General features: G+C 64.9%; 25 protein-coding genes. 13 read left to right on the plus strand and 12 right to left on the minus strand.

Features of this window, described 5'->3' with window-relative positions:
* Window positions 1-2: 2 nt before the first annotated feature.
* Together FJ417_RS00690 and FJ417_RS00695 are read left to right on the plus strand one after the other, a co-directional pair.
* On the plus strand, window positions 3-881 hold the full coding sequence (locus FJ417_RS00690) for a branched-chain amino acid ABC transporter permease (RefSeq protein WP_140706215.1): 879 nt from the start codon (window positions 3-5) through the stop codon (window positions 879-881).
* On the plus strand, window positions 878-1,852 hold the full coding sequence (locus tag FJ417_RS00695) for a branched-chain amino acid ABC transporter permease (RefSeq protein ID WP_140643218.1): 975 nt from the start codon (window positions 878-880) through the stop codon (window positions 1,850-1,852). The genes FJ417_RS00690 and FJ417_RS00695 overlap by 4 nt, the downstream gene beginning before the upstream one ends.
* A gap of 114 nt (window positions 1,853-1,966) precedes the next feature.
* Here the strand turns inward: FJ417_RS00695 and FJ417_RS00700 are convergent, their stop codons facing one another.
* The 8 genes from FJ417_RS00700 to FJ417_RS00735 all read right to left on the minus strand — a co-directional run bounded on the left by FJ417_RS00700 (window position 1,967) and on the right by FJ417_RS00735 (window position 11,358).
* On the minus strand, window positions 1,967-3,085 hold the full coding sequence (locus FJ417_RS00700) for a branched-chain amino acid ABC transporter substrate-binding protein (RefSeq protein ID WP_140706217.1): 1,119 nt from the start codon (window positions 3,083-3,085) through the stop codon (window positions 1,967-1,969).
* 305 nt (window positions 3,086-3,390) lie between these two features.
* The gene (locus FJ417_RS00705) at window positions 3,391-4,413 is read right to left on the minus strand and encodes an AraC family transcriptional regulator (RefSeq protein WP_140654692.1); all 1,023 of its coding nucleotides are present in this window, start codon (window positions 4,411-4,413) and stop codon (window positions 3,391-3,393) included.
* Between the two features lie 41 nt (window positions 4,414-4,454).
* Window positions 4,455-6,083 carry an AMP-binding protein gene (locus FJ417_RS00710; RefSeq protein WP_140782123.1) on the minus strand — a complete coding sequence of 543 codons (1,629 nt, stop codon included), beginning with the start codon at window positions 6,081-6,083 and terminating at the stop codon, window positions 4,455-4,457.
* A gap of 3 nt (window positions 6,084-6,086) precedes the next feature.
* Window positions 6,087-6,848: an enoyl-CoA hydratase/isomerase family protein gene (locus tag FJ417_RS00715; protein WP_246687369.1), complete on the minus strand. Its 762-nt coding sequence runs from the start codon at window positions 6,846-6,848 to the stop codon at window positions 6,087-6,089.
* A gap of 14 nt (window positions 6,849-6,862) precedes the next feature.
* Window positions 6,863-8,554 (minus strand): methylmalonyl-CoA mutase family protein, encoded by a 1,692-nt coding sequence (locus FJ417_RS00720; RefSeq protein WP_140782124.1) that lies wholly within the window; start codon window positions 8,552-8,554, stop codon window positions 6,863-6,865.
* A complete protein-coding gene (meaB, locus tag FJ417_RS00725; protein WP_246687370.1) occupies window positions 8,551-9,525 on the minus strand; it encodes a methylmalonyl Co-A mutase-associated GTPase MeaB in 975 nt (324 codons plus the stop codon). Before meaB ends, FJ417_RS00720 begins: the two co-directional genes overlap by 4 nt.
* A 23-nt stretch (window positions 9,526-9,548) precedes the next feature.
* Window positions 9,549-9,956 carry a cobalamin B12-binding domain-containing protein gene (locus FJ417_RS00730; RefSeq protein WP_181183132.1) on the minus strand — a complete coding sequence of 136 codons (408 nt, stop codon included), beginning with the start codon at window positions 9,954-9,956 and terminating at the stop codon, window positions 9,549-9,551.
* A 70-nt stretch (window positions 9,957-10,026) separates the two neighbouring features.
* Window positions 10,027-11,358 carry an aspartate aminotransferase family protein gene (locus tag FJ417_RS00735; RefSeq protein WP_140782126.1) on the minus strand — a complete coding sequence of 444 codons (1,332 nt, stop codon included), beginning with the start codon at window positions 11,356-11,358 and terminating at the stop codon, window positions 10,027-10,029.
* 96 nt (window positions 11,359-11,454) lie between these two features.
* On the opposite strand from FJ417_RS00735, the gene FJ417_RS00740 reads away from it, so the two are divergent.
* Together FJ417_RS00740 and FJ417_RS00745 are read left to right on the plus strand one after the other, a co-directional pair.
* Window positions 11,455-12,315, plus strand: a complete 861-nt coding sequence (locus FJ417_RS00740; RefSeq protein ID WP_140782127.1) for a LysR family transcriptional regulator — start codon at window positions 11,455-11,457, stop codon at window positions 12,313-12,315.
* Window positions 12,316-12,431: 116 nt separating this feature from the next.
* The gene (locus FJ417_RS00745) at window positions 12,432-12,872 is read left to right on the plus strand and encodes an acyl-CoA thioesterase (protein WP_140782128.1); all 441 of its coding nucleotides are present in this window, start codon (window positions 12,432-12,434) and stop codon (window positions 12,870-12,872) included.
* A gap of 51 nt (window positions 12,873-12,923) precedes the next feature.
* Here the strand turns inward: FJ417_RS00745 and FJ417_RS00750 are convergent, their stop codons facing one another.
* The 4 genes from FJ417_RS00750 to FJ417_RS00765 form a co-directional block, all read right to left on the minus strand.
* Entirely contained in the window at window positions 12,924-14,024 is a 1,101-nt protein-coding gene (locus tag FJ417_RS00750; protein WP_140782129.1) for an alcohol dehydrogenase family protein, read from the minus strand.
* 22 nt (window positions 14,025-14,046) lie between these two features.
* Entirely contained in the window at window positions 14,047-15,426 is a 1,380-nt protein-coding gene (locus FJ417_RS00755) for an aspartate aminotransferase family protein (protein WP_140782130.1), read from the minus strand.
* A 35-nt stretch (window positions 15,427-15,461) separates the two neighbouring features.
* Complete coding sequence (locus tag FJ417_RS00760) at window positions 15,462-16,955, minus strand: NAD-dependent succinate-semialdehyde dehydrogenase (protein ID WP_140782131.1); 1,494 nt, start codon at window positions 16,953-16,955, stop codon at window positions 15,462-15,464.
* A 415-nt stretch (window positions 16,956-17,370) separates the two neighbouring features.
* Entirely contained in the window at window positions 17,371-17,856 is a 486-nt protein-coding gene (locus FJ417_RS00765; RefSeq protein ID WP_140782132.1) for an Lrp/AsnC family transcriptional regulator, read from the minus strand.
* An 82-nt stretch (window positions 17,857-17,938) separates the two neighbouring features.
* Here FJ417_RS00765 and FJ417_RS00770 point away from each other — a divergent pair, with 82 nt between their 5' ends.
* From FJ417_RS00770 to doeA, 9 genes are all read left to right on the plus strand, one after another.
* Window positions 17,939-19,324, plus strand: coding sequence for a PLP-dependent aminotransferase family protein (locus FJ417_RS00770; protein WP_140782133.1), 1,386 nt, complete (start codon window positions 17,939-17,941; stop codon window positions 19,322-19,324).
* Between the two features lie 135 nt (window positions 19,325-19,459).
* Window positions 19,460-20,245, plus strand: a complete 786-nt coding sequence (ehuA, locus tag FJ417_RS00775; RefSeq protein WP_140654674.1) for an ectoine/hydroxyectoine ABC transporter ATP-binding protein EhuA — start codon at window positions 19,460-19,462, stop codon at window positions 20,243-20,245.
* Window positions 20,246-20,339: 94 nt separating this feature from the next.
* Window positions 20,340-21,191, plus strand: coding sequence for an ectoine/hydroxyectoine ABC transporter substrate-binding protein EhuB (gene ehuB / locus FJ417_RS00780; RefSeq protein WP_140643249.1), 852 nt, complete (start codon window positions 20,340-20,342; stop codon window positions 21,189-21,191).
* Between the two features lie 203 nt (window positions 21,192-21,394).
* Entirely contained in the window at window positions 21,395-22,054 is a 660-nt protein-coding gene (gene ehuC / locus FJ417_RS00785; protein WP_140782134.1) for an ectoine/hydroxyectoine ABC transporter permease subunit EhuC, read from the plus strand.
* Window positions 22,054-22,713 (plus strand): ectoine/hydroxyectoine ABC transporter permease subunit EhuD, encoded by a 660-nt coding sequence (gene ehuD, locus FJ417_RS00790; protein ID WP_140782135.1) that lies wholly within the window; start codon window positions 22,054-22,056, stop codon window positions 22,711-22,713. Before ehuC ends, ehuD begins: the two co-directional genes overlap by 1 nt.
* Window positions 22,714-22,718: 5 nt before the next feature.
* Window positions 22,719-23,495: an ectoine utilization protein EutA gene (gene eutA / locus FJ417_RS00795; RefSeq protein ID WP_140782257.1), complete on the plus strand. Its 777-nt coding sequence runs from the start codon at window positions 22,719-22,721 to the stop codon at window positions 23,493-23,495.
* A gap of 5 nt (window positions 23,496-23,500) precedes the next feature.
* Window positions 23,501-24,490, plus strand: a complete 990-nt coding sequence (eutB, locus tag FJ417_RS00800; RefSeq protein ID WP_181183125.1) for a hydroxyectoine utilization dehydratase EutB — start codon at window positions 23,501-23,503, stop codon at window positions 24,488-24,490.
* The gene (locus tag FJ417_RS00805) at window positions 24,487-25,479 is read left to right on the plus strand and encodes a cyclodeaminase (RefSeq protein ID WP_140782136.1); all 993 of its coding nucleotides are present in this window, start codon (window positions 24,487-24,489) and stop codon (window positions 25,477-25,479) included. The genes eutB and FJ417_RS00805 overlap by 4 nt, the downstream gene beginning before the upstream one ends.
* A gap of 36 nt (window positions 25,480-25,515) precedes the next feature.
* The gene (doeA, locus tag FJ417_RS00810; RefSeq protein WP_140782137.1) at window positions 25,516-26,694 is read left to right on the plus strand and encodes an ectoine hydrolase DoeA; all 1,179 of its coding nucleotides are present in this window, start codon (window positions 25,516-25,518) and stop codon (window positions 26,692-26,694) included.
* The last annotated feature ends 1 nt before the right edge of the window (window position 26,695 follow it).

Consider the following 26,695-nt stretch of genomic DNA (forward strand, 5'->3'; position numbering starts at 1 on the left):
CGATGGACGTCCTGATCCAGATCGTCGCTTCCGGCCTGACGCTCGGCGCCATGTACGCGGTCGCCACCATCGGCCTGTCGCTGGTCTACGGCTCGCTCAACATGCTCAACATGGCGCACGGTGCCATCCTGACGCTCGGCGGCTATATCTGCTACGCGGCCATCGTCCATGCCGGCCTGCATCCGGTGCTCGCGCTTCTTGCCGCAGCATTCGTCTGCGCGCTGGTCGGGCTGCTGATCTATTTCAGCGCGGCGCTGCCGTTGCTCAGGGCCGAGAATTTCGAGACCAACATCTTCATCGCCACGATCGGCATCGGCAGCGTCATCGAGAACCTGATGCTGAAGGGTTTTGGACCCTATCCGATCCCGCAGCCGCTCGCGGTTGGCGGCCAGGTCGTCATCGGCAATGTGCACATACCGCTGCAGAACGTCTTCATCCTCGGCGTCGCCATCGTGCTGATGGTGGCGGTGGCAATCCTCCTGCAGCGCACCAGCGCCGGCCGCGCCATCCGCGCCACCTCGATGAACCGCGAAGCGGCGCAGCTTATGGGCGTCAGGGTCGGCCGCGTCTATGCGCAGGTGCTGGCGCTCTCCGGCGCGCTCGCCGCCGTTTCCGGCATCTTGATCAGCTCGATCGCCACGCTGACGCCGGTGATGGGCGGCGACCCGATGCTGAAAGCCTTCATCGTCTGCGTGGTCGCGGGGTTGGGCAATGTCTACGGCGCCGTGATCGCGGCGATCGCGCTTGGGCTGCTCGAGGCCGCCACCCAATATGTGCTCGGCGTGCGCTGGAGCTTCGCCACCTTGCTGCTTCTCGTCATCCTCGTGCTCATCTGGCGGCCCTACGGCCTGTTCGGCAAACAGCAGGTGGTGCGCCTATGACATCGATCCGCCGCGACATCCTGATCGGTATTATCTGCCTGGCTTTCGCCATCGCGCTGCCGCTCGCCATGCCCGGGCGCTACGTCATCACCCAGTCGACGCTGTTCTTCATCTGGGCGATCGTCGTGGTGCAGTGGAACCTCGTGCTCGGCATAGGCGGCATCTTCTCGCTGGCGCAGATGGCGCTGTTCGCCACCGGCGCCTACGCCACGGCGATGCTGGGCTTTTACTGGAAGGTGCCCATGCTTGCCGCCATCCCGATGGCGGGTGTCATTACCGTCGCGATGGGCCTGCTGATCGGCCTCGCCTGCCTGCGCCTGCGCGGCCCCTACGTGGCGCTGCTGACGCTGGCGATCGCGCAGGTCATGTATGTGCTCATCGTCAACGACACCGACTGCTTCACCACCGTCGGCGGCTGCATGCCGCTGTTCGGCGGCGTGCGCGGCATCGGCCAGTTCGGCGATATCGGCCTGCGCGCGCTGTTCCCGTCGAAATGGTACATCGCCCACTATTATGTCGGGCTCGCGCTGCTGGCGGTCGCGGTGACGATTTCGATCGTCGTCATCCGGGGACCGCTCGGCCTGGCATTCCGGGCCTTACGCGACAATCCGGGCTACGCCATGTCGCGCGGCATCAGCCGTTTCAAATACCAGCTGTGGATCTTCGCGGTCTCCGCCTTCTTCACCGGCATCGCCGGCGGCTTCTACGCCATCCATTTCCGCGTCGTCGGCCCGACGGTCTTTTCCTTCTCGACGCTGCTGTTCCTGATCGCGATGATCGTCATCGGCGGCCTCGGCTCGATATGGGGCCCCCTGCTCGGCGCCGCCGTGCTGATGCTGGCCGACGAAGGCATGCGGGAGTTGTCCGACTACCGCAACATCGGCCTTGGGCTGCTGCTGGCGGTCTTCGTCATCGCATGGCCGAACGGGTTGAACGGCTGGCTGCAGCGAAGCCGAACCAGCCGCAATTGACGACGGTTTTCATCGCCGCCATCGGCATTCGCGACGGCAAGTGCGCGTGATCCCGATGATAACACCCGGTCTGGACCGGGCATCCTCTGTCACGCTCACCCGCCTGGGCGGCATTTATTTCTCGGCGTAAGTCGGCTTGCCGTCCGCGCCCTTCTTCCATTCGTAGATGACATAGTCGGGGCGCGTGATATCGCCCTTCTCGTCATAGCCGATGTCGCCGATCGCCGTCTTCCACGGGCCGCCTGCCTTGATGGTCGCGGCGACCTTTTGCGCGTCGTCGGCCGAGCCCGCCTTGTCGATCGCGGCGGCGACGATCTGGACCGCCGCGTAGGAGTAGAGCGTGTAGGCTTCCGGCTCGAAACCCGAGGCACGGAACTTTTCGACGATGTCCTTGGCGGCGGGGTTTTTCCGCGGGTCCGGCGAGAAGGTGTTCAAGGTGCCGATAACCGAATCGCCGGCGATCGAGGCAAGCTCGTTCGAGACCATTCCGTCGCCCGAGAACAGCGTCGCCTTCAGACCCTGATCCGCCGACTGGCGCATGATCAGGCCCGCCTCGGTGTGGAGACCGCCGAAATAGATCAGCGTGACGCCGGCCGCCTTCATCTTGGCGATGAGCGCGGAGAAATCCTTGTCGCCGACATTGATGCCTTCATACATCACCTCGGTGATGCCGTCGGCGTTCAGATCCTTCTTCGCGACATCGACGAGGCCCTGGCCGTAGGGCGTCTTGTCGTGGACGATGGCGATCTTGGCGTCCTTGAAATTCGCGGCGATATAGTCGCCCGCGACCTTGCCCTGCTGGTCGTCGCGGCCGCAGGTGCGGAAGGTGTTCCAAAGGCCGCGCTCGGTATATTGCGGATTGGTCGATGCCGGCGATACCTCGAGCACGCCGTTTTCGGCATAGACTTCCGAGGCGGGGATCGACACGCCCGAGTTGAAGTGGCCGACCACATATTTCACGCCGTCCGCGACGAATTTGTTGGCGACCGAAATGCCCTGCTTCGGATCGGAGACATCGTCGCCGATCTCGATCTTGATTTTCTGGCCGAGCACGCCGCCGGCCGCGTTGATGTCGGCGGCCGCTTGTTCGGCGCCTTTCTGGAACTGCGCGCCGAAAGCCGCGTTCGGACCGGTGATCGGCCCGGCGACGCCGATGACGATGTCCGCCCAGGCGTTGCCCGCGAAGGCGACAAGCGCGGCCACTGCTACCGCCGACAAAAGATATTTTTTCATATGAGACTCCCATTTTCGTGGTGGGCACTGGTTGCGGCTTCGATGCGATGCCCACGTCCGACGCATCGAGCTGACTTGAATTGGGCGGGCCGGTTTTTGCCGTTGGGCAAGGTCAGGCCCAGGCGAGCGGGTCAGGACATGAGGCCGGAGCAGGCCCCGTCACCAGAGATGTCTTGCCTTCAATCCGCACCCAAAATGCCCCGTCTTCAGGGCATATTGGCTGCAAGCGAAGTGGCATACGATGACCGTAAGACCCAGATTTTGTGATCGATTTTGCAATGTTTCGGGAATGCGTCGCTCGCCTGCTAATTCGCGGACGCATTGTCGCGCGGATCGGCGTCGGACGAGGCCTCGCGGCGGAACAAGGCCGGGCTCTTGCCGGTCCATTTGTGGAACGCGCGGTGGAATGCGCTCGGCTCGGAAAAGCCGATGTCGGCGGCGAGATCGGCGACGCTGCGGCTGCCGTTGAGCAGGGCCTCCATCGCCAGGGCCCTGCGCATCTCGTCCTTGATCGAGCGATAGTTCTGACCCTCGGACTGAAGCCTACGACGCAAGGTCGGCGCCTGCATGCGCATGCCGGCGGCAAGCCGCTCGAAGCTCGGCCACGCCGCCGGCGCAGTGGCGTGCAGGCGTCCGCGTATGGCCGCCGAGAGCCCCTCGTCATGACGGTAGCGCACCAGAATGTTGGCCGGCGCCCTGCGCAGGAATTCGCGCAGCGCGCAGGCGTCGCGGATGACCGGCAGCTTCAGGAATTCGGCGTCGAAGACGAGGCGGCTTTCGGGCTGGTCGAAGCGCACCGGCGCGCCGAAGAACAGCCGGTAGTCGCTCCCCGTCGGCGGGATATCGCATTTGAAATCCACCCAGCGGATCGGGAGACGCCGGCCCACCAACCAGCAGTTCACGCCGTGGACGATGATCCAGAAGGTGCGATAGGCGAAGGCCGAGCGCAGCGGTCCGGAATCGCTCAGTCTGATTTCGGCGAGCCCGTTGCCGACGGTCAGCTCGCCATGCGGATCGTCGAGCACGGCGCGCAGGAAGCGCAGGCCCCTGCGCAAGGCATGCTCCAGCGTCTCGGTGGTGAGCAGCGCCTGGCAGAGCAGCGCGAAACTGCCGGCCCGCATCGGTCGGGCGCCTTCGCCGAAGAATTCGTCATCCATCTCCTGCGCGACGGCGTGCCAGAGCGCGCCATATTGTTCGGCCGAAATCGGCTCGGAAATCACCGGCGGCAGCCCGACGCGAGCCAGCAGAGGCTCCACCTCGACGTTGTGGCGGCGAAGGCATTCGAGCGTGTCGTCCATGAAACAGGGGGCGATCATCCGGCGCTGCATCGCGTAGGTCTCCGTCCTCCTTCTGCCTGCGTTCGACCTGGCTAGCGCTCGCCCCGATCGAATGTGGCGGCGCCGACACCCTGCTGGCGCAGCGCGGTCCTGGCGATCTTTTCCGTCGGCGTTCGCGGAAGCGGCGTGTCGGTGATCTCGATGTAACGCGGCACCATGTGGCGCGGCGCCATTGCCCTGAAATGGGCCAGCAGTTCGGCCGCCCCCAGCGTGGAGCCAGGCCGCCGCTGGGCCACGACCATGATGTCTTCCTCGGTGAACTCCGACGGGATGCCGAATGCGGCGCTTTCGACGATGTCGGGGTGCTTTTCGGCGACGGTCTCGACCTCGTAGGCGGAGATGTTCTCGCCGCGCCGCCTGATCGCCTCGTTCAGCCGGTGCTTGAAATAGAGCCAGCCATCCTCGTCCAGGCAGCCGGCGTCGCCGGAGTGATACCAGAGGTTCCGAAGCGTCTGCACCGTCTTGGCGTCCGCCCGGTAATAGCCGGAAAACATGCTCCAATTCTTGCGCGGGCGCGATACGATCTCGCCGACGGACCCATGCGGCAGGGGCCGGTCCCGCTCATCGACGATCGCCACCTCCCAATCGGGGTGCGGGCGGCCGCAGGAACCCGCTTTCGTATTCCCCACCGTGTCGAGGGTGACGAAACCTGTCTCCGTCTGCCCATAGCCGGTGACGAGTTGCATGCCGAAGCGCCGCTCGAACGCTTCCTTGTCCGGCACCATGGGAATGCACTGGCATATGCGCACCGGATTGGCGCCGTCGCCATCGGACGGCGGCTGGCGCGACAGGATGACCGCCATGGCGCCGAGCAGGTTCGTCGCCGTGGCGCCGCTTTCGCGTAGCTGATCCCAGAACCGCGAGGCGCTGAAACCGTCGACCAATGTCGTGCGGGTGCCGTAGATCAGCGGCAGGTAGACGCCGAACATCTGCGCGTCGGTGTGGAACAGCGGCAATGCCGAGAAATAGCTGTCGGCGGCCGTGTAGCCGAGATTGAGCGCCATCGCCGCCGCCCAGGAATAGCAGTGATGGTGGGACATCAATGCGCCCTTGGCCGGACCGGTGGTGCCCGAGGTGTAGAGGATCGCCATCGGGTCGGAGTAATGGATGTCGGCGAGGTCGAAATCCGGCTGCCCGGCCATGCATTCCTCGAAGCCGACGATGCGGCCGATCCGGATGCCGGCCGCCCGGGCTTCGCTCGGATCGACGCCGACCAGGATGAGGGTGCGCAGGTCCGGCAGGCGGTCCTGGACCCTGGCGAGCTCGTCAAGCGCGTTGGCGTCGGCGACCAGGACTTCGGCGCCGCAATTGTTCAGATTGTGGCAAAGCAGGTCGCCCTTCAGGCCCGGATTGCTGGGCACCTCGATGGCGCCCAGGCTCGACACCGCGAAACACATCGCGACCAGCTCGAAACAATTGGGCAACAGCATCGCCACACGATCGGACTTGCCGATGCCAAGGGCGCGAAGACCTCGCGCCAGCCGCCCTGAAGCGACCTGCATCTCCTCGAAGCTGGCGGAGCGTCCGCAAATGTCGATGAACGGGCTGTTGCCCAGGCGCTCGGCCTGCATGCGCAGGATTTTCGGCAGCACCCGGTTCTCCAGATCGTCGTCATGCTGGCCGGGGATGTAGAAAGAAGGGGCGCGTTCAAGCATGGTCATGGATCAAAAATTCTTTGCCCGCGCCTGCGCATCCGGGGAGAGGAAACCGCTCACGGTGGCCCTAGTCTCGAGCGCCATCGCATCGGCAAGGGAAGAGTGGAAGCCGTTGTTGATGGCATGCTTGATGTCTGCCACGGCGCTTTCCGGACGCTCCGCTATCGCCAAAGCGAGTTTTTCCGCCTCGTCCAGCAACTGCGCCTCGGGAACGAGTTTCCAGGCGATGCCGACCTCGAGCGCTTTCCTGGCATCGTGCTTCTCGCCCAGGATCATCAGTTCCTTGGCGACCTGCGGCCCGGTCTGCTTGGTCAACAGGGCGGTGACGCCACCTGTGACGAACAGCCCGTAGCTGACTTCGGGAAAGAACCAGCGCGCATTGTCGGCGAACAGCGTGAAGTCGCAATTCACCGCCCATTCGAGCGCACCGCCGACGCACCAGCCATGCACCGCGGCAATCACGACCTTGCGCGACTGCATGATCTGCAAAGTGATGTTCTGGATGGCGTCCACCCAGGCCTGCGTCGTGGCCTCGGAAGTGGTCTGGGAGTCGAGATCCTTGAGGTCGTCGCCGGAGCAGAAGGCGCGTCCTCCGCCGTGCAGGATGACGGCACGGATCGACGGGTCCGCTTCGGCTCGCGCCAGCGCCTCGGACAGGTCGTCGACGAGCTGCCTGTTCATGGCGTTGAGCCGTTCGGGACGGTTGAGCTTGACCCAGGCGATTGCGCCGTCGTGCCTGGAAATGACTGCGCCCATCTTGGCATCGCCCATCTTGGCGTTCCTCCTCAAACGATCATCGGTTCGGCGTAAGCGCCCCAGACCTCGCGCAGCGCGGCGCAGATCTCGCCAAGCGTCGCCTTCGCCTTCACGGCCTCGATGGTCTTCGGCAAAAGATTGACGTCGTCGGATCTCGCCTGCTCGGCGAGTTCCTTCAGCAGTTGCCGGACACGGGCGTTGTCACGGTCCGCCCGCGCCGCTTGGAGGCGATCGATCTGCAACTGCGTGCACGCTTCGTCATAAGGATGGATGTGCACTTCGGCCGATCGGCTGGTCTCGTCGACGTACCGGTTGACGCCGACCGAGATCTTTTCGCCGGCATCGATCTTCTGGAACGTGACGTAAGCCGAGTCCGCGAGCTTCTGCTGGAACCAGCCGTCCTCGACCAGTTTCACGGCGCCGCCGCGCTCGTCGACTTCGTCCAGCAGCTTCCAGATTTCCGTCTCCATGTCGCGGGTGAGGCGCTCGATGAAATAGGAGCCGCCGAGCGGATCGATCACGGAGGTCACGTTGATCTCGTCGCGGATGATCTGCTGGGTGCGGATGGCCAGCTTCATGGCCTCTTCGGTCGGGATGGCGAAGGCTTCGTCGAGACCGTTGGTGTGCATGCTCTGGCAGCCGCCCAGCACGGCGCCGAGCGCCTGGATGGCCGTGCGCATAAGATTGTTATGGTGCTCGACCTTGGTCAGGCTCATCGCCGCGGTCTGCACATGCACCCGCAGCCGCATGGACTCCGGCTTCCTAGCCTTGAAGCGCTGCGCCATGATCTTGGCGTAGACCCGCCTTGCCGCCCTGAACTTGCAGATCTGCTCGAAGAAGTCCTGGTGGCTGATGAAGAAGAAGGACAACCGAGGCGCGAAGTCGTCGATGTCCATGCCGGCGCCGGTGACCTCCTCGCAATAGGCGATGGTGAAGGCCATGATGAAGGCGATCTCCTGCAGCGCGTTGCCGCCGACATCCGAGAGGTGATAGCCGCTGAGGCTGATCGGATTGATCTTCGGCGTCGCCCTGGCGCTGTACATGATGAGGTCGCGCAACAGCCTCACCGCGGGACGTACCGGATAGATCCACTCCTTCTGCGCCACATACTCCTTCAGCGGGTCCGCCTGCAGCGTGCCCGCCAGCTTGTGGAGGTCATAGCCGCGCCGTTCAGCGACGGAGACATACATGGCGTAGACCACCCAGGCCGACGGATTGATGGTGAGCGAGACCGAGATCTTTTCGAGATCTATTCCGTCGAACAGCCGGTCGACATCATCGACGGTGTCGATGGCGACGCCGACGCGCCCGACTTCGCCGAAGGCCCTCGGATCGTCCGAGTCCAGGCCGAGCAGCGTCGGCAGGTCGAAATCGGTGGAGAGCCCGGTCTGACCGGTCTGGATCATGTATTTGTAGCGCTGGTTGGTGGCCTCGGGATTGCCGAAGCCGGCGACTTGCCGGATGGTCCAAGGCCGGCCGCGATACATCGTCGGATAGGCTCCGCGGGTGAAGGGATAGGCGCCGGGAAAACCCAACTCGTCGGCGGGAATGTCGGCGATGTCGGCGGCTGTGTAGACGCGCTTCAGCGGAATGCCGCATTCGGTCGCGTAGGCCGGCTTTTCCTCGGGCCTGCTGCCGAGCGCGGCGGCGAGTTCCTTTTCCTCCCACGCGGCCTGCTTTTCGCGGATGTCCTCGATCGCGGTTTGCGAGAACAGGTTCATGTCGCTTGCCCCTCGTTCGTCCAGCCGAGCAGAAGGCGGGCCGCGCCGGCGGGGTCCATGTCCCTGTTCACGACGGCCTGGATGTGCTCTCCGACCTCGCCGGCCCGCTCATCGAACTTGCGCTGGAAAAGATATTTGGCCGCGCCGAGAATCCGCGTCCGGCAAATGCCCCGCTGCCGCTCGGCCAGCTCGCCGCTGTCGCGCAGATGCGACCAGTGCCTGGAGATGGCGTCCTTCAGCTCGCCGATCCGCTCGCCCGAGACCGCGCTGACCGGCAGGACCGGCGGCGTCCATTTCGACCCCGTCCGTTCGGTACCGAGGGTCATCATGCCGCGCAGGGCCGAAACGGTCGCCGCCGCTTCCGGCTTGTCGGCCTTGCTGACGACATGGATATCCGCGATTTCGAGAATGCCGGCCTTGATCGCCTGTATGTCGTCGCCAAGGCCAGGCGCCGAAAGAACGACGATGCTGTGCGCCGCCGTCACGACTTCCACCTCGTCCTGGCCGACGCCGACGGTCTCGATGATGATGGGCGAGTAGCCGGCGGCGTCGAGGACGTCGACCGCCTGCAGCGTCGAACGGGCAAGGCCGCCCAGATGGCCGCGCGTCGCCATGCTGCGGACGAAGGCCTGCGAGGACGAGGCCGCCTCGCTCATGCGCACCCTGTCACCGAGGATCGCGCCGCCGGAGAACGGGCTGCTCGGATCGACGGCGACGACGCCGACCTTGCGCCCCTCCGACGCAAATGCCCGGATAAGGGAAGACACAAGCGTGGATTTGCCGGCTCCCGGAACGCCGGTGATGCCGACGACATGCGCCTTGCCGGTATGCCTGTAGATCTCCGCCAGCGCGGGCGCTGCTTCCGGATAGCCGGCCTCGGCGCGCGTGATCATGCGGGCGATGGCCGCAACGTTGCCCGCGAGGATTTCGGGCACGAGCTCGATCGAGGGCTTGTATGCCGCGCGCCTCACGGGTCTCGAGGGCGTGAAGACGGTCATACCCGGCCACGAGCGGCGATCAGGTCCCTGATCGTCGTCACGATCAGTTCGGCCCGCGCCTCCTGCGGCACGATCGCGTCGACGCCGCTGTCCCACAAAGCGGCATAATCCTGCTCGGGGATGACCCCGCCGGCGACGACGAAGATGTGGTCGGCCTTCTGCTCGCGCAGACAGCGCCCCAATTCACGAAAGAGCGGAACGTGGGAGCCGGAAAGGAGGCTGACGCCGACGACGTCGACGTCCTCCTGGACCGCCGCCGCCACGACCTCGTCCGGAGACTTGTAGAGGCCGGTGTAGACGACCTCCATGCCGGCATCGCGCAGGATCCGCGCGACCACCTTGGCGCCCCGATCGTGCCCGTCCAGCCCGAGCTTGGCGACAAGCACGCGGATGGTGCCGGTCATCGCGTCCCGGTCCGGCGCATCGCCCGGCGCCTGTTCGGTCATGTTCGCTTCGTTCATCGGTCGCTGCCCGTCACTCCGCAGCCATGCGGCCGCCGCTCGCAGACAGCACCGCTTCGATGGCGTCGCGGATCGTGCGCAATCCGAGGTCGAGCTCTTCTTCCGAAATCGTCAGCGGCGGGGCAATGCGGAACACGCCGCCCATGCCGGGGAGCTTGACGATGTTCATGCTCAGTCCGCGCTTGAATGCTTCCGCGGCAATTTTCGCGCCGAGCTCGTGATCGGGCTCGCGGCTCTCTCCGTTCTTGACGATCTCGACCCCCAGCATCAGGCCGCGGCCGCGTACGTCGCCGATGCACTCGAAGCGCTGCTTCAGGTCGGACAGGCCGTCGAAAAGCCTTCTTCCGAGATGGCGCGCGCGCTCGACAAGGCGCTCCTCTTCCACGACATCGAGCACGGTCACGCCAACGGCGGCCGGCAGCGGATCGGATACATGGGTGGTGTAGAACAGGAAGCCCCGCTCATGCGCCGCTTCCTCGATCTCGGCCGTCGTCATGACCGCCGCCAGCGGTAGGCCGGCGCCGATGGTCTTCGACAGAGTGAGGATGTCCGGCGTGACGCCGTCGCGCTGGAAGGCGAACATGTCGCCGGTGCGGCCGACGCCGGTCTGCGCTTCGTCGAGGATGAGCAGCATGCCGCGTTCGCGGCATTTCTGCTTCAGCGCCGCGAGATAGCCCTGCGGCAGCTCCAGCATGCCGCCGCTCGACAGGATCGGCTCGGCGATGAAGGCCGCGAGGTTGCCGGTCGACTGGCTGTCGACAAGGGCGAAGGCATCGTCGAGCTCGGTTGCCCAGTCGAGCGAGCCGTCGGCTTTCTTGAAGCGTGGGCGAAAGCTGTTCGGCGGGGGAATCGCGATCGAGCCGACCGCCGCGGGACCGTAGCCCTTGCGCCCGGCGCTGTAGGTGGCGGAAGCCGCAACGCCGGTCATGCCGTGCCAGCTTTTGGAGAACGCGACGATCTCGTGCTTGCCGGTCACCAGCTTCGCCATGCGGATGGCCGCCTCGTTCGACTCCGCCCCCGTCGAAAGCAGGAGCGCTCTGTCGAGGCCGGGCGCCAGCGCGGCGAGGCGCTCGGCAAGCTCGACAACAGGGCGGGACAGCATGCCGCTGAAGAGATGCGCGACCGTTTCGACCTGGCGGCGCACCGTCGCGACGATCCTTGGATGCGCATGCCCGAGCAGCGCGCTCATCTGGCCGGAGGTGAAGTCGAGTATGGCCCGGGCATCGGCGTCGTAGACGAACGAGCCTTCGGCCCGCTCGATGATGGCTGGCTCGAAGGCGCCGCCATATCGGATGAGGTGCTTTCGCGCCGACGACCAGAAGGCATTATCCAGATTTCTTGACATCTCGCAGCCTCGCCAAAACGCAGGCCCGAAGATTAGCGTCTGGCGCTACAGCAGTAAAATTGATAGATATCGGACTCCGATATCAATGGAATTGATATGCCCGCACCCCTCGATCTCAGATTGCTGGCGACCTTCGTCCGCGCGGCGCATTCGGGAACGCTCAGCGCCACCGCCCTGCAGGTCGGGCGGACGCAATCGGCGGTGACGATGCAGATACAGCGGCTCGAAGACGCGCTCGGCGGCCAGAGCCTGTTTCATCGAAGCGGCAGCGGCGTCCGCCTTACCGGCAGCGGCGAGCGCTTCCTTGCCTATGCCGAGCGTATCCTCAAAATCCACGATGAGGCGGTTTCGGCTTTCTCCGGCAAGGGCCTGCAGGGATCGATCATTTTCGGCAGCCCGGAAGACTATTTGAGCGCTTTCTTTCCCACGCTCTTGAGAAGCTTCGGGAGCCTTTATCCAGACATCGAGATCAAGGTCGTGTCGGCGCCGACTGTCGAACTGCACAATTTGCTGCATGCGCGCCAGGTCGATCTGGCGCTGGTCTCCATTCCGGACGCGAGCGCCTCCAGGGAAGTCGTGCGCACGGAAGCGATGGTCTGGGTCGGCAGCAAGCCGACATTGGAGCTGCACGAGTTCGGCGAGACCGTGCCGCTGGCGCTGCCGGCATCGAACGCGATGGACCACAAGGCTGCCTGCGATGCCATGTCGCGCGCCGGGCTGCGCTACAAGATATCCTATGCCAGCAACAGCCTCACCGGCCTGATAGCGGTGGCGCGGTCCGGCCTTGCGATAAGCGTGATGACGCAGAGGGCCGTCCCGTCGGATCTCTTCATCCTCAACGCGCCGCTTCCGAGATTGTCCCGGCTCGGCGTTCTGGTCGCCTTCGCCGAGACCACGAGGTCGCCGGCCGTCGAGGCGTTTGCCAGCCACATCCGGGGTGTCCTGCCGTCACTGTAATCGACTTGCCCCCGTCAAAATGGGGCGAGCAATGCTCCAACCATCAATTGGCTCTCCCAGAGATAACCAATCCCCGCTAGATAGCGGTCGCATCGGACGAGTTATCGGGAGCAAAAATGATCTTACTGACGAGAGCTGTGGTTCAGCCCTGGAATTGCGACATGATGGGCCACATGACGACGCGGTTCTACGTCGCCTTTTTCGACGACGCCATCAACATCCTGCTCGGCCAGGCGACCGGATGGGCGCCGACGACGCCCGAATGGGCCGACAGGGGATGGGCGGACGTCCGGCACGAGATCGACTTCGTCGGCGAGGTGGCGTCCGGGGTCATCGTGGAAATCTTCGGCACGATCCGCGCTATCGGCCGCACGTCCATCCAGACGGACTACGAGATGCGCAGGCTGCATGGCGGCGAGCTCGCGGCGAAGCTCACCGCCAAGACGGTCTTCTTCAACCTTGCGGAGCGGAAATCCACCCCGCTGACGGAGCCCATGCTTGAACGCCTGAAATCCTGGATGCCGACCACTGCTGTGCCTGGTCACAACGGCGCCTGACGCCGGCGGCGGCTCGACTGGCGGGGCGACCACGCCGGCCTCCTTCCCGGGTCAGGCGCCGCTCCACATCGCATCCGGCACCACCACCAGCTTGCCGACGAAGTCCTTGCCCATGAAGTCGGTCTGGGCGCGGTGGAAATCCGACAGCTTATAAACGCCGCCGACCAGCGGCTTGATCTTCTTTTCCTCGATGTAGCGCACGATGCGGCGGAAATCCGCCCGCGTGCCCTGGCTCGAACCGTGGAGTTGCAGCTGCTTCAGATACATGGTGCGCAGATCGAGCTGCACCACCGGTCCGGCAATGGCGCCCGCCGTGGTGTAGCGACCCTCAGGCCGCAGGATGCGCAGCAGGTCGTTGAAGATGGCGCCGCCGACCAGGTCGGCGACCACATCGATGGGCTGGCCATTCGTCGCTTCGTTGACGGCGGTGAGCAGGTCGGCCACGCCGCGCGTGATCACCTTCTCGGCGCCGATGTCGAGCACGGCCTGTTCCTTGCCCTTGCCGACGACAGCATAAGGGATGGCGCCGCGCGCCCTTGCCAGTTGCACGATACCGGAGCCGACGCCGCCGGAGGCGCCGGTGACCAGCACACGCTCGCCGGCCTTCAGCCCGGCGCGTTCCAGCATCTGCTCGCCGGTGAGATAGGCGCAGCAGAAGGTGGCAAGCTCGACATCGCTCAGATCAGTGTCGACAACATGCGCGTTCTCGGCCGGCAGCGCCTGGTATTCGGCATAACCGCCATCGCGGCCGTGGCCCATATAGTCGATGTCGGCGAGCGAATCGTCGTCGCGATTGTAGATCGAGAAGTCGACCATGACACGCTCGCCGATGCGGTCGGCAGGCACGCCGTCGCCGACTGCGACGATGGCGCCGACCGTGTCGGTGCCCTGGATGCGCGGGAAGGTGAGCGTGTTGCCCTGCCGGCGCCAGGTCGACACGGCAGCCGCATCCTCCTCCGTGCCATAGGCGCCCTGACGCACCCAGACATCGGTGTTGTTCATGCCGCAGGCGCTGACCTTGACCAGGACCTCGCCGGCGGCCGGCGCGGGCACCTTCACATCGGTGCGGTAGACGAGTTTCTCCAGGCCGCCATGGGCCGTAAGCTGCACGGCGGCCATCGTGGCGGGAACGGTTCTGGTCATGGCATTCATGTCACTTCTCAGATGTCGCTTCTCAGATACTGGCAAACACGCTGTTCACCGCGTCGGCGGTCTTTGCGACGATGATGTCGGCCTCCTCGCGCGTCAGGCAGAGCGGCGGGGCGAAGCCGAGGATGTCGCCCTGCGGCATGGCGCGGCCGATGACGCCACTTGCCGCGAGCGCCGTGGCGATCTGCGGTCCGACCTTGAGTGCCGGATCGAAGAAGACGCGGTCGTCGCGGTCCTTCACAAACTCGATCGCCGCCAGCATGCCGTCGCCGCGGACCTCGCCGACATTTTTGTGGCCACCGACGGCCTTGGCGAGCTCGGCGCGGAAGTAAGCGCCGGTCTCGCCCGCATTCTTCACCAGGTCCATCTCGTCGATCAGTTCGAGATTGGCGACACCGGCGGCAACGCAGATCGGATGCGCCGAATAGGTCCAGCCATGGCCCAGCGAACCGAGCTTGTCGGAGCCTTGCACCAGCACCTGCCACATCTTGTCGGCGACGATGACGCCCGACAGCGGCGCATAGGCCGAGGTCAGGCCCTTTGCGATGGTGATCAGGTCCGGCTTGATGCCGTAATGGTCGGAGCCGAACATCGTGCCAAGGCGACCGAAGCCGGTCACCACCTCGTCGGCGACGAGCAGAACGTCGTATTTGTTCAGCACGGCCTGGATCTTCTCCCAATAACCGGCCGGCGGCGGCACGATGCCGCCGGTGCCGAGGATCGGCTCGCCGATGAAGGCCGCGACCGTGTCCGGGCCTTCGGCGAGGATCATCTCCTCCAGTTTGTCGGCGCAATGTTGCGAGAACTGCTCCTCGCTCATCGAACGGTCGGCGCGGCGGAAATAATAGGGCGCTTCGGTGTGCAGGATCGGCGCGCGCGGCAGGTCGAAGGCGTTGTGGAACAGCTCGAGCCCGGTCAGCGATCCGGTCATCACGCCCGAGCCGTGATAGCCACGCCAGCGCGAGATGATCTTCTTCTTCTCGGGCCGGCCCAGCACATTGTTGTAGTACCAGATCAGCTTGATGTTGGTCTCATTGGCATCTGAGCCTGAGAGTCCGAAATAGACTCGGTTCATGCCCTTCGGCGCGCGGTCGATGATCATCTTGGCCAACGTGATCGAGGCTTCGGTGCCGTGCCCGACATAAGCGTGATAATAGGCGAGGTTCCTGGCCTGCTCGGCGATAGCATCGGCGATCTTCTGGCGGCCATAGCCGACATTGACGCAATAGAGGCCGGCGAAGGCATCGATGCTCTTCTTGCCGGTGTTGTCCCAGACGGTGACGCCTTCGCCGCCGGCCATGATGCGGGCCGGCGATTCACCGCGCGCATGCGTGCCCATATGCGTCGAGGGATGGAAGAAGTGGTCGCGGTCCCAGGCGGAGAGTTCGTTGGATTGTTCGAGCATTTTTTTGACTCCTTGTTCGGATCCTGTCGGCGCGCTCAGGCAACGTCCAGGCAAAGGTATTTCAGATCGGTGAAGGCTTCGAGCCCGTGGCGCGAGCCCTCGCGGCCGATGCCGGATTGCTTGACGCCGCCGAAGGGGATCGGCGCGCCGGTGATCTTGACCCGGTTGATCGCGACCATGCCGTAGTCCAGGGCGCGGGCCATGCGCGCCTGGCGACCACCGTTCTCGGTGACGACATAGGCGACCAGGCCATATTCCGTGGCATTGGCGCGGGCGACGACTTCCGCCTCGTCGTCGAACGGCGTCACCGCGGCGACCGGGCCAAAGGTCTCTTCGCGCATGATCAGCGCCTCGTCCGGCACGTCGACGAGCAGCGTCGGCTGGTAGAACAGCGGCCCGGCAGCGTGGCGCTTGCCGCCGGTCAGGCAGCGCACGCCGTGGTTAAGCGCATCGGCGACTTGCTCCTCCACTTTCTTGACGGCACGTTCGTGCATCAGAGGCCCGATATCGGCATCCGCGGATAGACCGTTACCTACATGGAGTTGCTCGACGCGGCGGGCAAAAGCGGCACAGAAGCGATCATAGATCGGCCGCTGGACATAGATGCGGTTGGCGGCAAGGCAATCCTGGCCGGACGTTGCAAATTTGGCATCCAGCGCAATCGTGACGGCCCTGTCGATATCGGCGTCGTCGAACACGATCAGCGGCGCATGGCCGCCGAGCTCCATCACCAGACGTTTCATAGTCGGCGCGCTCTGCGCGGCGATCAGACGGCCGACCTCGGTCGATCCGGTGAAGCTCATGGCGCGAACGCGGGCGTCGGCGCACATCGCCGCGACGATCGTGCGCGCATCGCCGGTGACGACGTTGAAGACGCCTGCCGGCAGCCCGGCGCGCTCACCGAGCTCGGCCAGCGCCAAAGCCGACAGCGGCGTTTCCGAGGACGGATGCGCCACGATGGTGCAGCCGGCGGCAAGCGCTGCGGCGGCCTTACGGGTGAGCATGGCCGACGGAAAATTCCACGGCGTCACGACGCCGACCACACCGAGCGGCTCGCGGCGCACCGACATCTCGGCATTCGGCAGATGGCTGGTTACACTTTCGGCGTTGAGGCGCTTCGCTTCCTCGGCATACCATTCGACGAAGGAGGCGGCGTAGTCGATCTCGCCGAGCGATTCCTTCAGCGGCTTGCCCTGTTCGAGCGTCATCAGCAGCGCCAGATCGTCCTTGGCCGCGACGATCAGATCGAACCATTTCCGCAGGATCTTCGAGCGCTCCTGCGGCAGTGCCGAGCGCCAGGCCGGCAACGCGCGGGACGCGGCGTCGATCGCCTTCATCGTCTGGGCGGCATCGAGCGCGGCCACGAAGGCGACGGTAGCGCCGGTCGCCGGATCGGTAACCTCAAAACTTGCCGCCGCATCGCTTGCCGTCCAGTGGCCGTCGACATAGGCCAGCGCACGCAACAGCCGGCGATCGGCGAGCCGGTCGAGCGCTTCATGGTGGTTGGTGCGGGCAAAATGCGCGGACATCAGTCGGGTCTCCCGGTGCCGAGGCGATGTGAAGAGACTAGTCGTGCAATCGGGACAAAGAGGCTGTTTCGACAGGCTGATAGAGAGAGATTATCTCTGTTGGCGTGCGGAAGCAGACGATCTCTCTAGCTTACCAGCCGCCGGATGCCACCAACCGGTGAAATTGGCCGCCTCCACAACTTCGTCATCCACGGGCGGAGCGGAAGCGAAGCGGACGCGTAGACCCGAGGATCCATTCCGTGACCTTGATCGAAGGGCGCAGCGGAGCAGAATTCTGCACCGTTGCAACGCCTTGGCGTTACGGAATGGATCCTCGGGTCTGCGCCGCGTCGCTTCGCTCCTTGCTCCGCCCGTGGATGACGAAGTGACGGACGTTTCGGCTAATCTCCACGCTGATCGTGAGACCGACTCACCCTTATTCCGGCAGCAGATCGGCCACCGGCAGCACGGTCTCGTCCTTGACCGTCTTGGTGACGATGTAGGTGAAGTAGCGGTCGATGCCGATCTCGCGCTCAAGCAGGCTGTCGACCAGCCGCTGATAGGCGTCGATGTCGCGCGCCATCACTTTCAGCACGTAGTCGACGCCGCCGCCCACCGACCAGCAGGCGACGATCTCCGGGATATCGCGCACCACCCGCTCGAAGCGGTCGAAGTCAGCCTGGCGATGATTGGCCAGGGTCACCTCCATCAGCACCGTCGCCACCGGCGCGATGACACGCATGGCGATCGCGGCGTGATAGCCGGAGACGATGCCGGCCTTCTCCAGCTTGCGCAGCCGCATCCAGCACGGCGTTGGCGACAGGCCGACCTTCTCGGCCAGCGCGAGCTTGGTGATACGCCCGTCGCGCTGGATGGCATCGAGAATCCTGAGGTCGATCGGGTCGAGTTTCGCTGCCGCCATGCGGGTCCGCCTTTCGTTGCGGACACCATGACGATGCATTATTTCGATTGTCAATTGCACTGATTTCGATCTCTAATAAGTCATGACATTTTGGCAGCCAGATCCTGCTCTCATCCGCCGGCCGGCCTATCTCTCGCTGGCCGACCAGTTCGCGCGCGCCATCCATGACGGGCGTCTGGCCAACGGCACGCGGCTGCCGACGCATCGCCGGCTGGCGGACGATCTGAAGCTTTCGGTGCAGACCGTCAGCCGCGCCTATGAGGAGTTGATTCGCCGGGGACTGATTTCCGGCGAGGTCGGCCGCGGCAGTTTCGTGCAGACGCAGCGCCGCGAGCCCGAGCCGCCCTACATCCCGGAGCGGCTAGGCGAGGTCATCGACCTCTCCATCCTGAAGCCGGTCTGCGAGCCGATGCATCTGGAGAAACTGAAGCAGGCGCTGGGCTGGCTGGCCGAGAACCTGCCGTCGAGTTCGGCGCTGTCGTTCCGGCCGAACATGGTTTTCCCGCGCCACCGCGCGGTCGCGGTCGAATGGCTGAAACTTTGCGGCCTTGAAGCCTCGCCGCAGAACATCAGCCTGACCAACGGCGCCACTGCCGGCATGACGGTGGCGCTGATGAGCGTCGCGCCGCCCGGCTCGACGGTCGCCACCGAGGCGATCGGCCACCACACGCTGATCCCGCTTGCGCGCTATCTCGGCTTCAACCTCGAGGGTCTGCCGATCGACGGCAACGGGCTGATCCCCGAAGCGCTCGACGAGGCCTGCCGCCTCTCGGACATTCGCGCTGTGTTCGTGCAGCCGTCGGTGATCAACCCGACGGCGACGCTGATGGACGCCACAAGGCGCGAGCAGATCGCGGCGGTCGCGCGCAAGCACGACATTGCCATCATCGAGAACGACGTGCTCGGGCCGCTGGTTGAAGGTAGGCCGCCGGCGGTTGCCGCCTTCGCGCCGGAACGGACGCTCTACGTCACCTCCTTCACCAAAATCGTCGTGCCAGGCCTGCGCATCGGCTATCTCGCGGTACCGGACCGCTATGTCGCGGCCGTCGCCAACCGCCACCTAGTCTCGAACTGGATGGCGACGCCGATGGTTGCAGAGATCGCTACGCGCTGGGTGACCGACGGCACAGCGATGGAGCTGGTCAACTGGCAGCGTGGCGCGCTGAGGCGCCGCCAGGAGATCGCCGCGGAAGTGCTCACGGGTGTCGACTATCGCTGTCATCGCGACGGGCTGCATCTGTGGCTCGAGCTGCCGGGCGACCGCGCCGAGGAGAGCTTTGTCGCGCAGGCGCGCCTGCGCGGAGTGGCGATCGCGCCAGGCACCTCGTTCCGCATCGCCGACACGCCCTGGCATCCGGCCGTGCGCATCTCGCTCGGATCGACCACCGAGGGGGAACTGCGGGCGGGCCTGAGCGTTGTCGCCAAACTGCTGCTCGGCGATCCGGAGCATCTCCTGCTCGCCATCTGATCACAAGCGGAGCGAAGATTGCCCTGAAATTGTGCTGTGCCGGAAATATTGTTATGATATTATTTTCCCAATTGACATGATTTGGCACGTTTCGCATCGTTAAGGACATAGGCTTCTCCAGAACGGGGACATGGATTGCCCGCGCCCATCATCAAGGTTGATGCGATTTCGAAGAGCTTCGGCGCCTTCAAGGTGCTGGACGGCCTGTCGATGCAGGTCATGCCGGGCGAGAAGCTGGCGCTGATCGGTCCGTCCGGCTCAGGCAAGACGACGATCCTGCGCATCCTGATGACGCTGGAGAAGATCGACGGCGGCCATATCCAGGTCGATGGCGAGCAGCTCTACCACATGGAGCGCAACGGCCAGCTGCTGCCGGCCGACGAGCGGCATCTGGCCAGGATGCGCCAGAAGATCGGCATGGTCTTCCAGCTCTTCAATCTCTTCCCGCACAAATGCGTCATGGACAATGTGACCCTGGCGCCGATGCTGACCAAGCGCGTCGCGCGCGCCGCCGCCGAGAAGCGGGCGATGGAACTGCTCGACATGGTCGGACTCGCCGACAAGGCGAAGGCGATGCCGGCGCAACTCTCCGGCGGCCAGAAGCAGCGCGTGGCGATCGCAAGGGCGCTGGCGCTGTCGCCCAAGATCATGCTGTTCGACGAGGTCACCTCGGCGCTCGACCCGGAGCTCGTCGAGGAAGTGCTCAACGTCATGCGCAAGCTCGCCGCCGAGACCGACATGACGATGCTGCTCGTCACCCATGAGATGGGCTTCGCCCACGACTTCGCCGACCGCGTGCTGTTCTTCGACCGCGGCAGGATCGTCGAGGAAGGCAAGCCCGATGAGATTTTCCGCCATCCCAAACAGGAAAGAACGCAGAGCTTCCTGAAGAAGATCATCGCGGCCGGACATCGCGTCTGACCGCAATGCAAACGGGCGGCGTAAGCCGCCCACGGTCGGCCAAAGGCCGTCCCGAACCAGGCAAACCAAGAAGACAAACAAGGAGTTGGGAACAATGAAGAAACTTGGCATTCTGGCTGGCGTCGCCGGCCTCGCGCTGACCTCCATGCTCGCCGCCACCAGCGCGGGTTCGGCCGACGACAGCAAGCTCGAGCAGTTGAAGGCGCAGGGCTTCGCCCGCCTCGCCATCGCCAACGAGCCGCCCTATACGGCGGTGGCCGCCGACGGCAAGGTTTCGGGCGCGGCTCCGGACGTTGCGCGCGAGATCTTCAAGCGGCTCGGCGTCGCGGATGTCGTGGCCTCCATCTCCGAATATGGCGCCATGATCCCCGGCCTGCAGGCGGGCCGCTTCGACGTCGTCACCGCGGGCCTGTTCATGAAGCCGGAGCGCTGCGCGGCGGTCGCCTATTCCGAGCCGGTGCTTTGCGATGCCGAGGCGCTCCTGGTGAAGAAGGGCAATCCGAAGGGCTTCAAGAGCTATGAGGACATTGCCAAGGATACGTCGGCGACCGTCGGCGCGCCTGGCGGCGGCACCGAGGAGAAGCTGGCGCTGAATGCCGGCGTGCCGCGCGACCGCGTCATCGTCGTGCCGGACGGCCAGAGCGGTCTGAAGATGGTGCAGGACGGCCGCATCGATGCCTATTCGCTGCCGGTGCTCTCGATCAACGACCTGGTCAAGAAGGCCAACGACCCGAACCTCGACGTCATCGCCCCGGTGGTCGGTGCGCCGGTCTATTGCGACGGCGCCGCCTTCAAGAAGGGCGACGAGGCGCTGCGCGACGCCTATGACGTCGAGCTCGCCAAGATGAAGAAGTCCGGCGAGTTCGCCAAGATCATCGAGCCCTACGGCTTTTCGGCCGCGGCCGCGATGTCGACGACGCGCGAGAAGCTCTGCTCGGCGAAATAAACGCTCTTTTGCCTTCTCCCCGCCTGCGGGGAGAAGGTGGCTCGAAGAGCCGGACGAGGGGCGGCGCAGCATTTCAAGGTTCGCGCTGCCCCTCATCTGCCTACCCGTCCTACGCAGCAGCTGCGCTGAAGCTACGGAGGGTAAACCGGCATCTTCTCCCCGTTAACGGGGAGAAGGAAGCTAACCGCAAACGTTGGAACCCCATGACCCAGTGGTCCGGCTATCTCGGCCTGATATTGCAAGGAGCGCTTGTCACCATCGAGCTGACGCTGATGGGGTCGGTGCTTGCGCTGATCATGGCCTTCCTTGCCGGCATGGGGCGCGTGTCGCGCTTCTTCATCGTGCGCGCGATCGCCACCGTTTACATCGAATTCTTCCGCGGCACCTCGATCTTCGTGCAGTTGTTCTGGGCCTATTTCGTGCTGCCTTTCGCCGGCCTGTCGCTGACGCCGCTGCAGGCCGGCGTGCTGGCGCTGGGCTTGAATGTCGGCGCCTATGCCGCGGAAGTCGTGCGCGGCGCCATACTGTCGGTCGGCCGCGAGCAATATGAGGCCTGCACGGCGCTCAATCTCGGCCGTTGGCAAGGCATGCGCCATGTGATCCTGCCGCAAGCGCTGCTGGTCATGCTGCCGACCTTCGGCAACAACGCGATCGAGCTGCTCAAGGCAACCTCGGTCGTGTCGCTTATCTCGCTCGCCGACCTGACCTTCCAGGCGCAGGTGGTGCGCTCGCAGACCGGCAGCACGCTGATGCCCTTCGTCTCCGTGCTGGTCATCTATTTCGCCCTCGCGCTGATCATCTCCTGGGGTATTCGCACGCTGGAGCGCCGCATGGCGCGCGGCCTCGACGGAGTGCGCGTCTGATGGAATGGGATTGGAACTTCGTCTGGGAGATTATGCCGACCCTTATCCAGGGGGTGAAGATCACCATCCTGGCGACGGTGCTCGGCTCGGTCCTGGCGGCGATCGTGGGGCTTGGGATCGCGCTGGCGCGACGCTCGGAGAACCGGTTCGTTTCGCGCAGCGTCGGCTGGTTCGCCGAGTTCATCCGCGGCACGCCGCTCCTGGTGCAGCTCTATTTCATCTTCTACGTGCTGCCCGATATCGGCATCCTGTTGCCACCGCTGGTGGCGGGCGTCATCGGGCTTGGCCTGCATTACTGCACCTACACGGCCGAAGTCTATCGCGCCGGCATCGACAATGTGCCGCGCGGCCAGTGGGAAGCGGCCAAGGCCTGCAATCTCAATGGCCGCCACACCTGGACGCATATCATTCTGCCGCAGGCGATCCCGCCGATGATCCCGGCCTTGGCCAACTATTTCATCGCCATGTTCAAGGAGACGCCGCTGCTTTCGGCGATCACGGTGCTGGAGCTGATGAACCAGGCCAAGAGCGTTGCCAACACCTATTACCGCTACATCGAACCGATGACGCTGGTCGGCGCCTTCTTCCTCGTCATCAGCCTCTGCTCCGTCGTGCTCTTGCGCTGGCTGGAGCATCGCTACGGCAGGATCGAGAGATGAAAGTCATGAAACCTTTGCCTGAGATCCACCTCGAAACGGCGCGCCCCGCGCTGGACGCGCGTCCGCTGCAAAAGCGCGTCGGGCTGATCGTCCTGGCCACCGACCACACCAGCGAGGTGGATCTCCGCCGCATGGTGGCGAGCGAGCGCGTCGGCGTCTATGTCGCGCGCATCCCCTACGCCAATCCGACGACGCCGGAGAATCTGCGCAAGATGCAGCCGTCGCTTTCGGCGGGCGCGGCGCTCATCCTGCCGGACGAGCCGCTCGATGCGATCTGCTACTCCTGCACCTCGGCCTCCGTGGTGATCGGCGATGCCGAGATCGAAGCTGCCATCAAGGCGGCCAAGCCAAGCGTTCCCGTCGTCACCCCGCCGATGGCCGGCATACGCGGCCTGAACGCTTTCGGCGTGAAGCGCATCAGCATCCTCACGCCCTACACCGTCGAGACCAGCCGGCCGATGGCAGCCTATTTCGCGTCACACGGCTTTGACATCCAGAGCTTCTCTTGCCTCGGCTTCGAGGACGACCGCGAGATGGCTCGGATCGCGCCGGTGTCCCTCGTCGAGATGGCGCGCAAGGTCATGCATCCCCAGGCCGATGCGCTGTTCGTCTCCTGCACCGCGCTGCGCGCCGCGCTCGCCGTTCCCGGCATGGAAGAGGCGATCGGGCGTCCGGTCGTCACCAGCAACCAGGCCAGCGCCTGGAACTGCCTGCGGCTGTGCGGTGACGACACGCCGCGACCGGAGTTCGGCCGGCTGTGGACCAAGCCTCTGGCGCAGTGATCGAAATGCCAGTTACGCTTCAGCATATTCGCGCAGCGCGCGAACGCATTGCCGGCAAGGTCGAGCGGACACCCTGCGTGCTGTCGCAAAGCCTGTCGGAGCGCACCGGCAGCCCGGTGCATCTCAAGCTGGAACACCACCAGACCACCGGCGCGTTCAAGCTGCGCGGCGCCTCCAACGCCATCGCCGCGTTGAGCGCAAAAGAAAGATCGCGCGGCGTCGTCGCCGCCTCGACCGGCAATCACGGCCGCGCGCTGGCGCATGCGGCGAAGCTTGAAGGCATCCGCGCGGTAATCTGCATGTCGAAGCTGGTGCCGCAAAACAAGCTCGACGCCATCCGTCGCCTTGGCGCGGATGTCCGCATCGTCGGCAACAGCCAGGACGATGCCCAGCAGGAGGTCGACCGCTTGGTGGCCGAGGAAGGGCTGGTCATGCTGCCGCCCTTCGACCATCCCGGCATCATAGCCGGCCAAGGCACGCTTGGCCTGGAGATCATGGAGCAGGTTCCAGATACCGCGGCGGTGCTGGTGCCGCTCTCCGGCGGCGGGCTGGCGTCCGGCGTCGCGGCGGCGGTCAAGGGGGTGAGCCCAGGCACCAAAGTCATCGGCATCTCGATGGCGCTGGGTGCCGCGATGAAAGCCAGCCTCGATGCCGGCCGGCCGGTGCAGGTCGAAGAACTGCCGACACTGGCGGATTCGCTCGGCGGCGGCATCGGCCTCGACAACCGGCTGACCTTCGCCATGTGCCGCGACCTGCTCGACGACGTCGTCCTGCTTGCCGAGCACGAAATCGCTGCCGGCATCCGCCATGCGTATGAAGAGGAGCGCGAGATCGTCGAAGGCGCCGGCGCGGTCGGCATCGGCGCGCTGCTTGCCGGCAAGGTCTCGACGAATGGCCCGATCGTCCTCATCCTCTCCGGCCGCAACATCGACATGGCTCTGCATCGTCGCATTGTCTGCGGCGAGGCGGCCACAGCAACGGAGCGCGCCGCATGAGCCGGATGACAATTCTCAGCGAAAGTGATCTGCGCAAGATCGTGACACTCGACCTCGACGCCGTTGCCTGCGTCGAGAACGCCTTTCGCGCCCTGGCCACGCTGCCGGTGGCGATGCCGCCGATTCTCAGGCTCGACATTCATGAACATCGCGGCGAGGTCGACGTGAAGTCCGCCTATGTGCCCGGCATAGACGGTTTCGCCGTCAAGATAAGCTCCGGCTTCTTCGACAATCCGACGCTGGGCCTGCCGAGCGGCGGCGGCATGATGGTGCTGCTTTCAGCAAAGACCGGGGTGGTCGAGGCGCTGCTGCTCGACAATGGCTATCTGACCGATATCCGCACCGCCGCCGCTGGTGCGGTCGCGGCCAAGCATCTGTCGCGCGAAGACTCCAAGGTCGCGGCGATCTTCGGCGCCGGTTTGCAAGCCGGCCTGCAATTGGAAGCCCTGCGGCTCGTGCGGCCGATCGAGGAAGCGCGCATCTGGGCGCGCGACGCCGCCAAGGCGGAGGCGACCGCCGCGCGCTTGCGCAAGAAACTGGGCATTGCCATTCGGGCCGAACCGGATGCAGCGAAGGCGGCAGCCGAAGCCGACATCATCACCACCACTACACCCTCGACCGAACCGCTGATCAAGGCCGGCTTCGTCTCCGCCGGCCAGCACATCACCGCCATGGGTTCGGACGCCGAGCACAAGAACGAGATCGCGCCGGCGATCCTGCGCATGGCCGACCTCTATGTCGCCGACAGCGCCAAGCAGACGCGACGCCTGGGCGAGCTTCACCACGCCATCGAGGCGGGCGTGATGACAGCCGACGCCGAGGTCACCGAACTCGGCCAGATCATTGCCGGCGAGAAACCCGGCCGGCGCTCAGCCAGCGACATCACCATCGCCGACCTCACCGGCACCGGCGTGCAGGACACCGCGATCGCCACTTTGGCTCGCGACCGTGCGCGCGCCACCAATGCCGGGCTCAATTTCGAAAGTTGATGCTGGCCGCCAGGCCCAACAAACGAGGACAACAAAATGCAGCCAAATTTGAAATTCTCGCGGAGCGAATTTGCCGATCGCCTCGCCAAGACGCGAAAAGCCATGGAGGCTAAAGGCGTTGATCTGCTGATCGTCAGCGATCCGTCCAACATGGCCTGGCTGACAGGCTATGACGGCTGGTCATTCTATGTGCATCAGGCGGTGGTGGTGCCGCCTTCGGGCGAGCCGGTCTGGTACGGCCGCGGCCAGGACGCCAATGGCGCCAAGCGCACCGCCTATCTCGCCCATGACAACATCGTCGGCTACGCCGACCACTACGTGCAGTCGACCGAGCGGCACCCGATGGACTACCTCGCCAGCGTGCTGGCCAAGCGTGGCTGGGACAAACTCACGATCGGCGTCGAGATGGACAATTACTGGTTCTCGGCCGCCGCTTTCGCGGCGCTGCAGAAGCACCTGCCCAATGCCCGTTTCGCCGATGCCACCGCGCTGGTGAACTGGCAGCGGGCGGTGAAAAGCCCGACCGAGATCGAGTACATGCGCAAGGCCGCCCGCATCGTCGAGGCGATGCACCAGCGCATCGTCGACAAAGTAGAAGTCGGCATGCGCAAATGCGATCTGGTCGCCGAGATATACGATGCCGGCACGCGCGGCGTCGCCGGCATCGGCGGCGACTATCCGGCGATCGTGCCGCTCTTGCCGTCGGGCGCCGATGCCTCGGCGCCGCATCTCACCTGGGACGACAAGCCGATGAAAGTGAACGAAGGCACGTTTTTCGAGATCGCCGGCTGCTACAACCGCTACCATTGTCCGCTGTCGCGCACCGTCTTCCTCGGCAAGCCGACGCAGGCCTTCCTCGATGCCGAGAAGGCGACGCTGGAAGGCATGGAGGCAGGCCTTGCCGCGGCAAAGCCGGGGAACGCTTGCGAAGACATCGCCAACGCCTTCTTCGCCGTGCTGAAGACGTACGGCATCGTCAAGGACAACCGCACCGGCTACTCGATCGGTCTGTCCTACCCGCCGGACTGGGGCGAGCGCACCATGAGCCTGCGCCCCGGCGACCGGACTGAGCTCAGGCCTGGCATGACCTTCCACTTCATGACGGGTCTCTGGCTGGAGACGATGGGGCTGGAGATCACCGAGTCGATCCTGATCACCGACACCGGCGTCGAGTGCCTGGCCAATGTGCCGCGCAAGCTCTTCGTGAAGGACTGAG

This window comes from Mesorhizobium sp. B3-1-7, assembly GCF_006439385.1.
Taxonomy (GTDB): Bacteria; Pseudomonadota; Alphaproteobacteria; order Rhizobiales; family Rhizobiaceae; genus Mesorhizobium.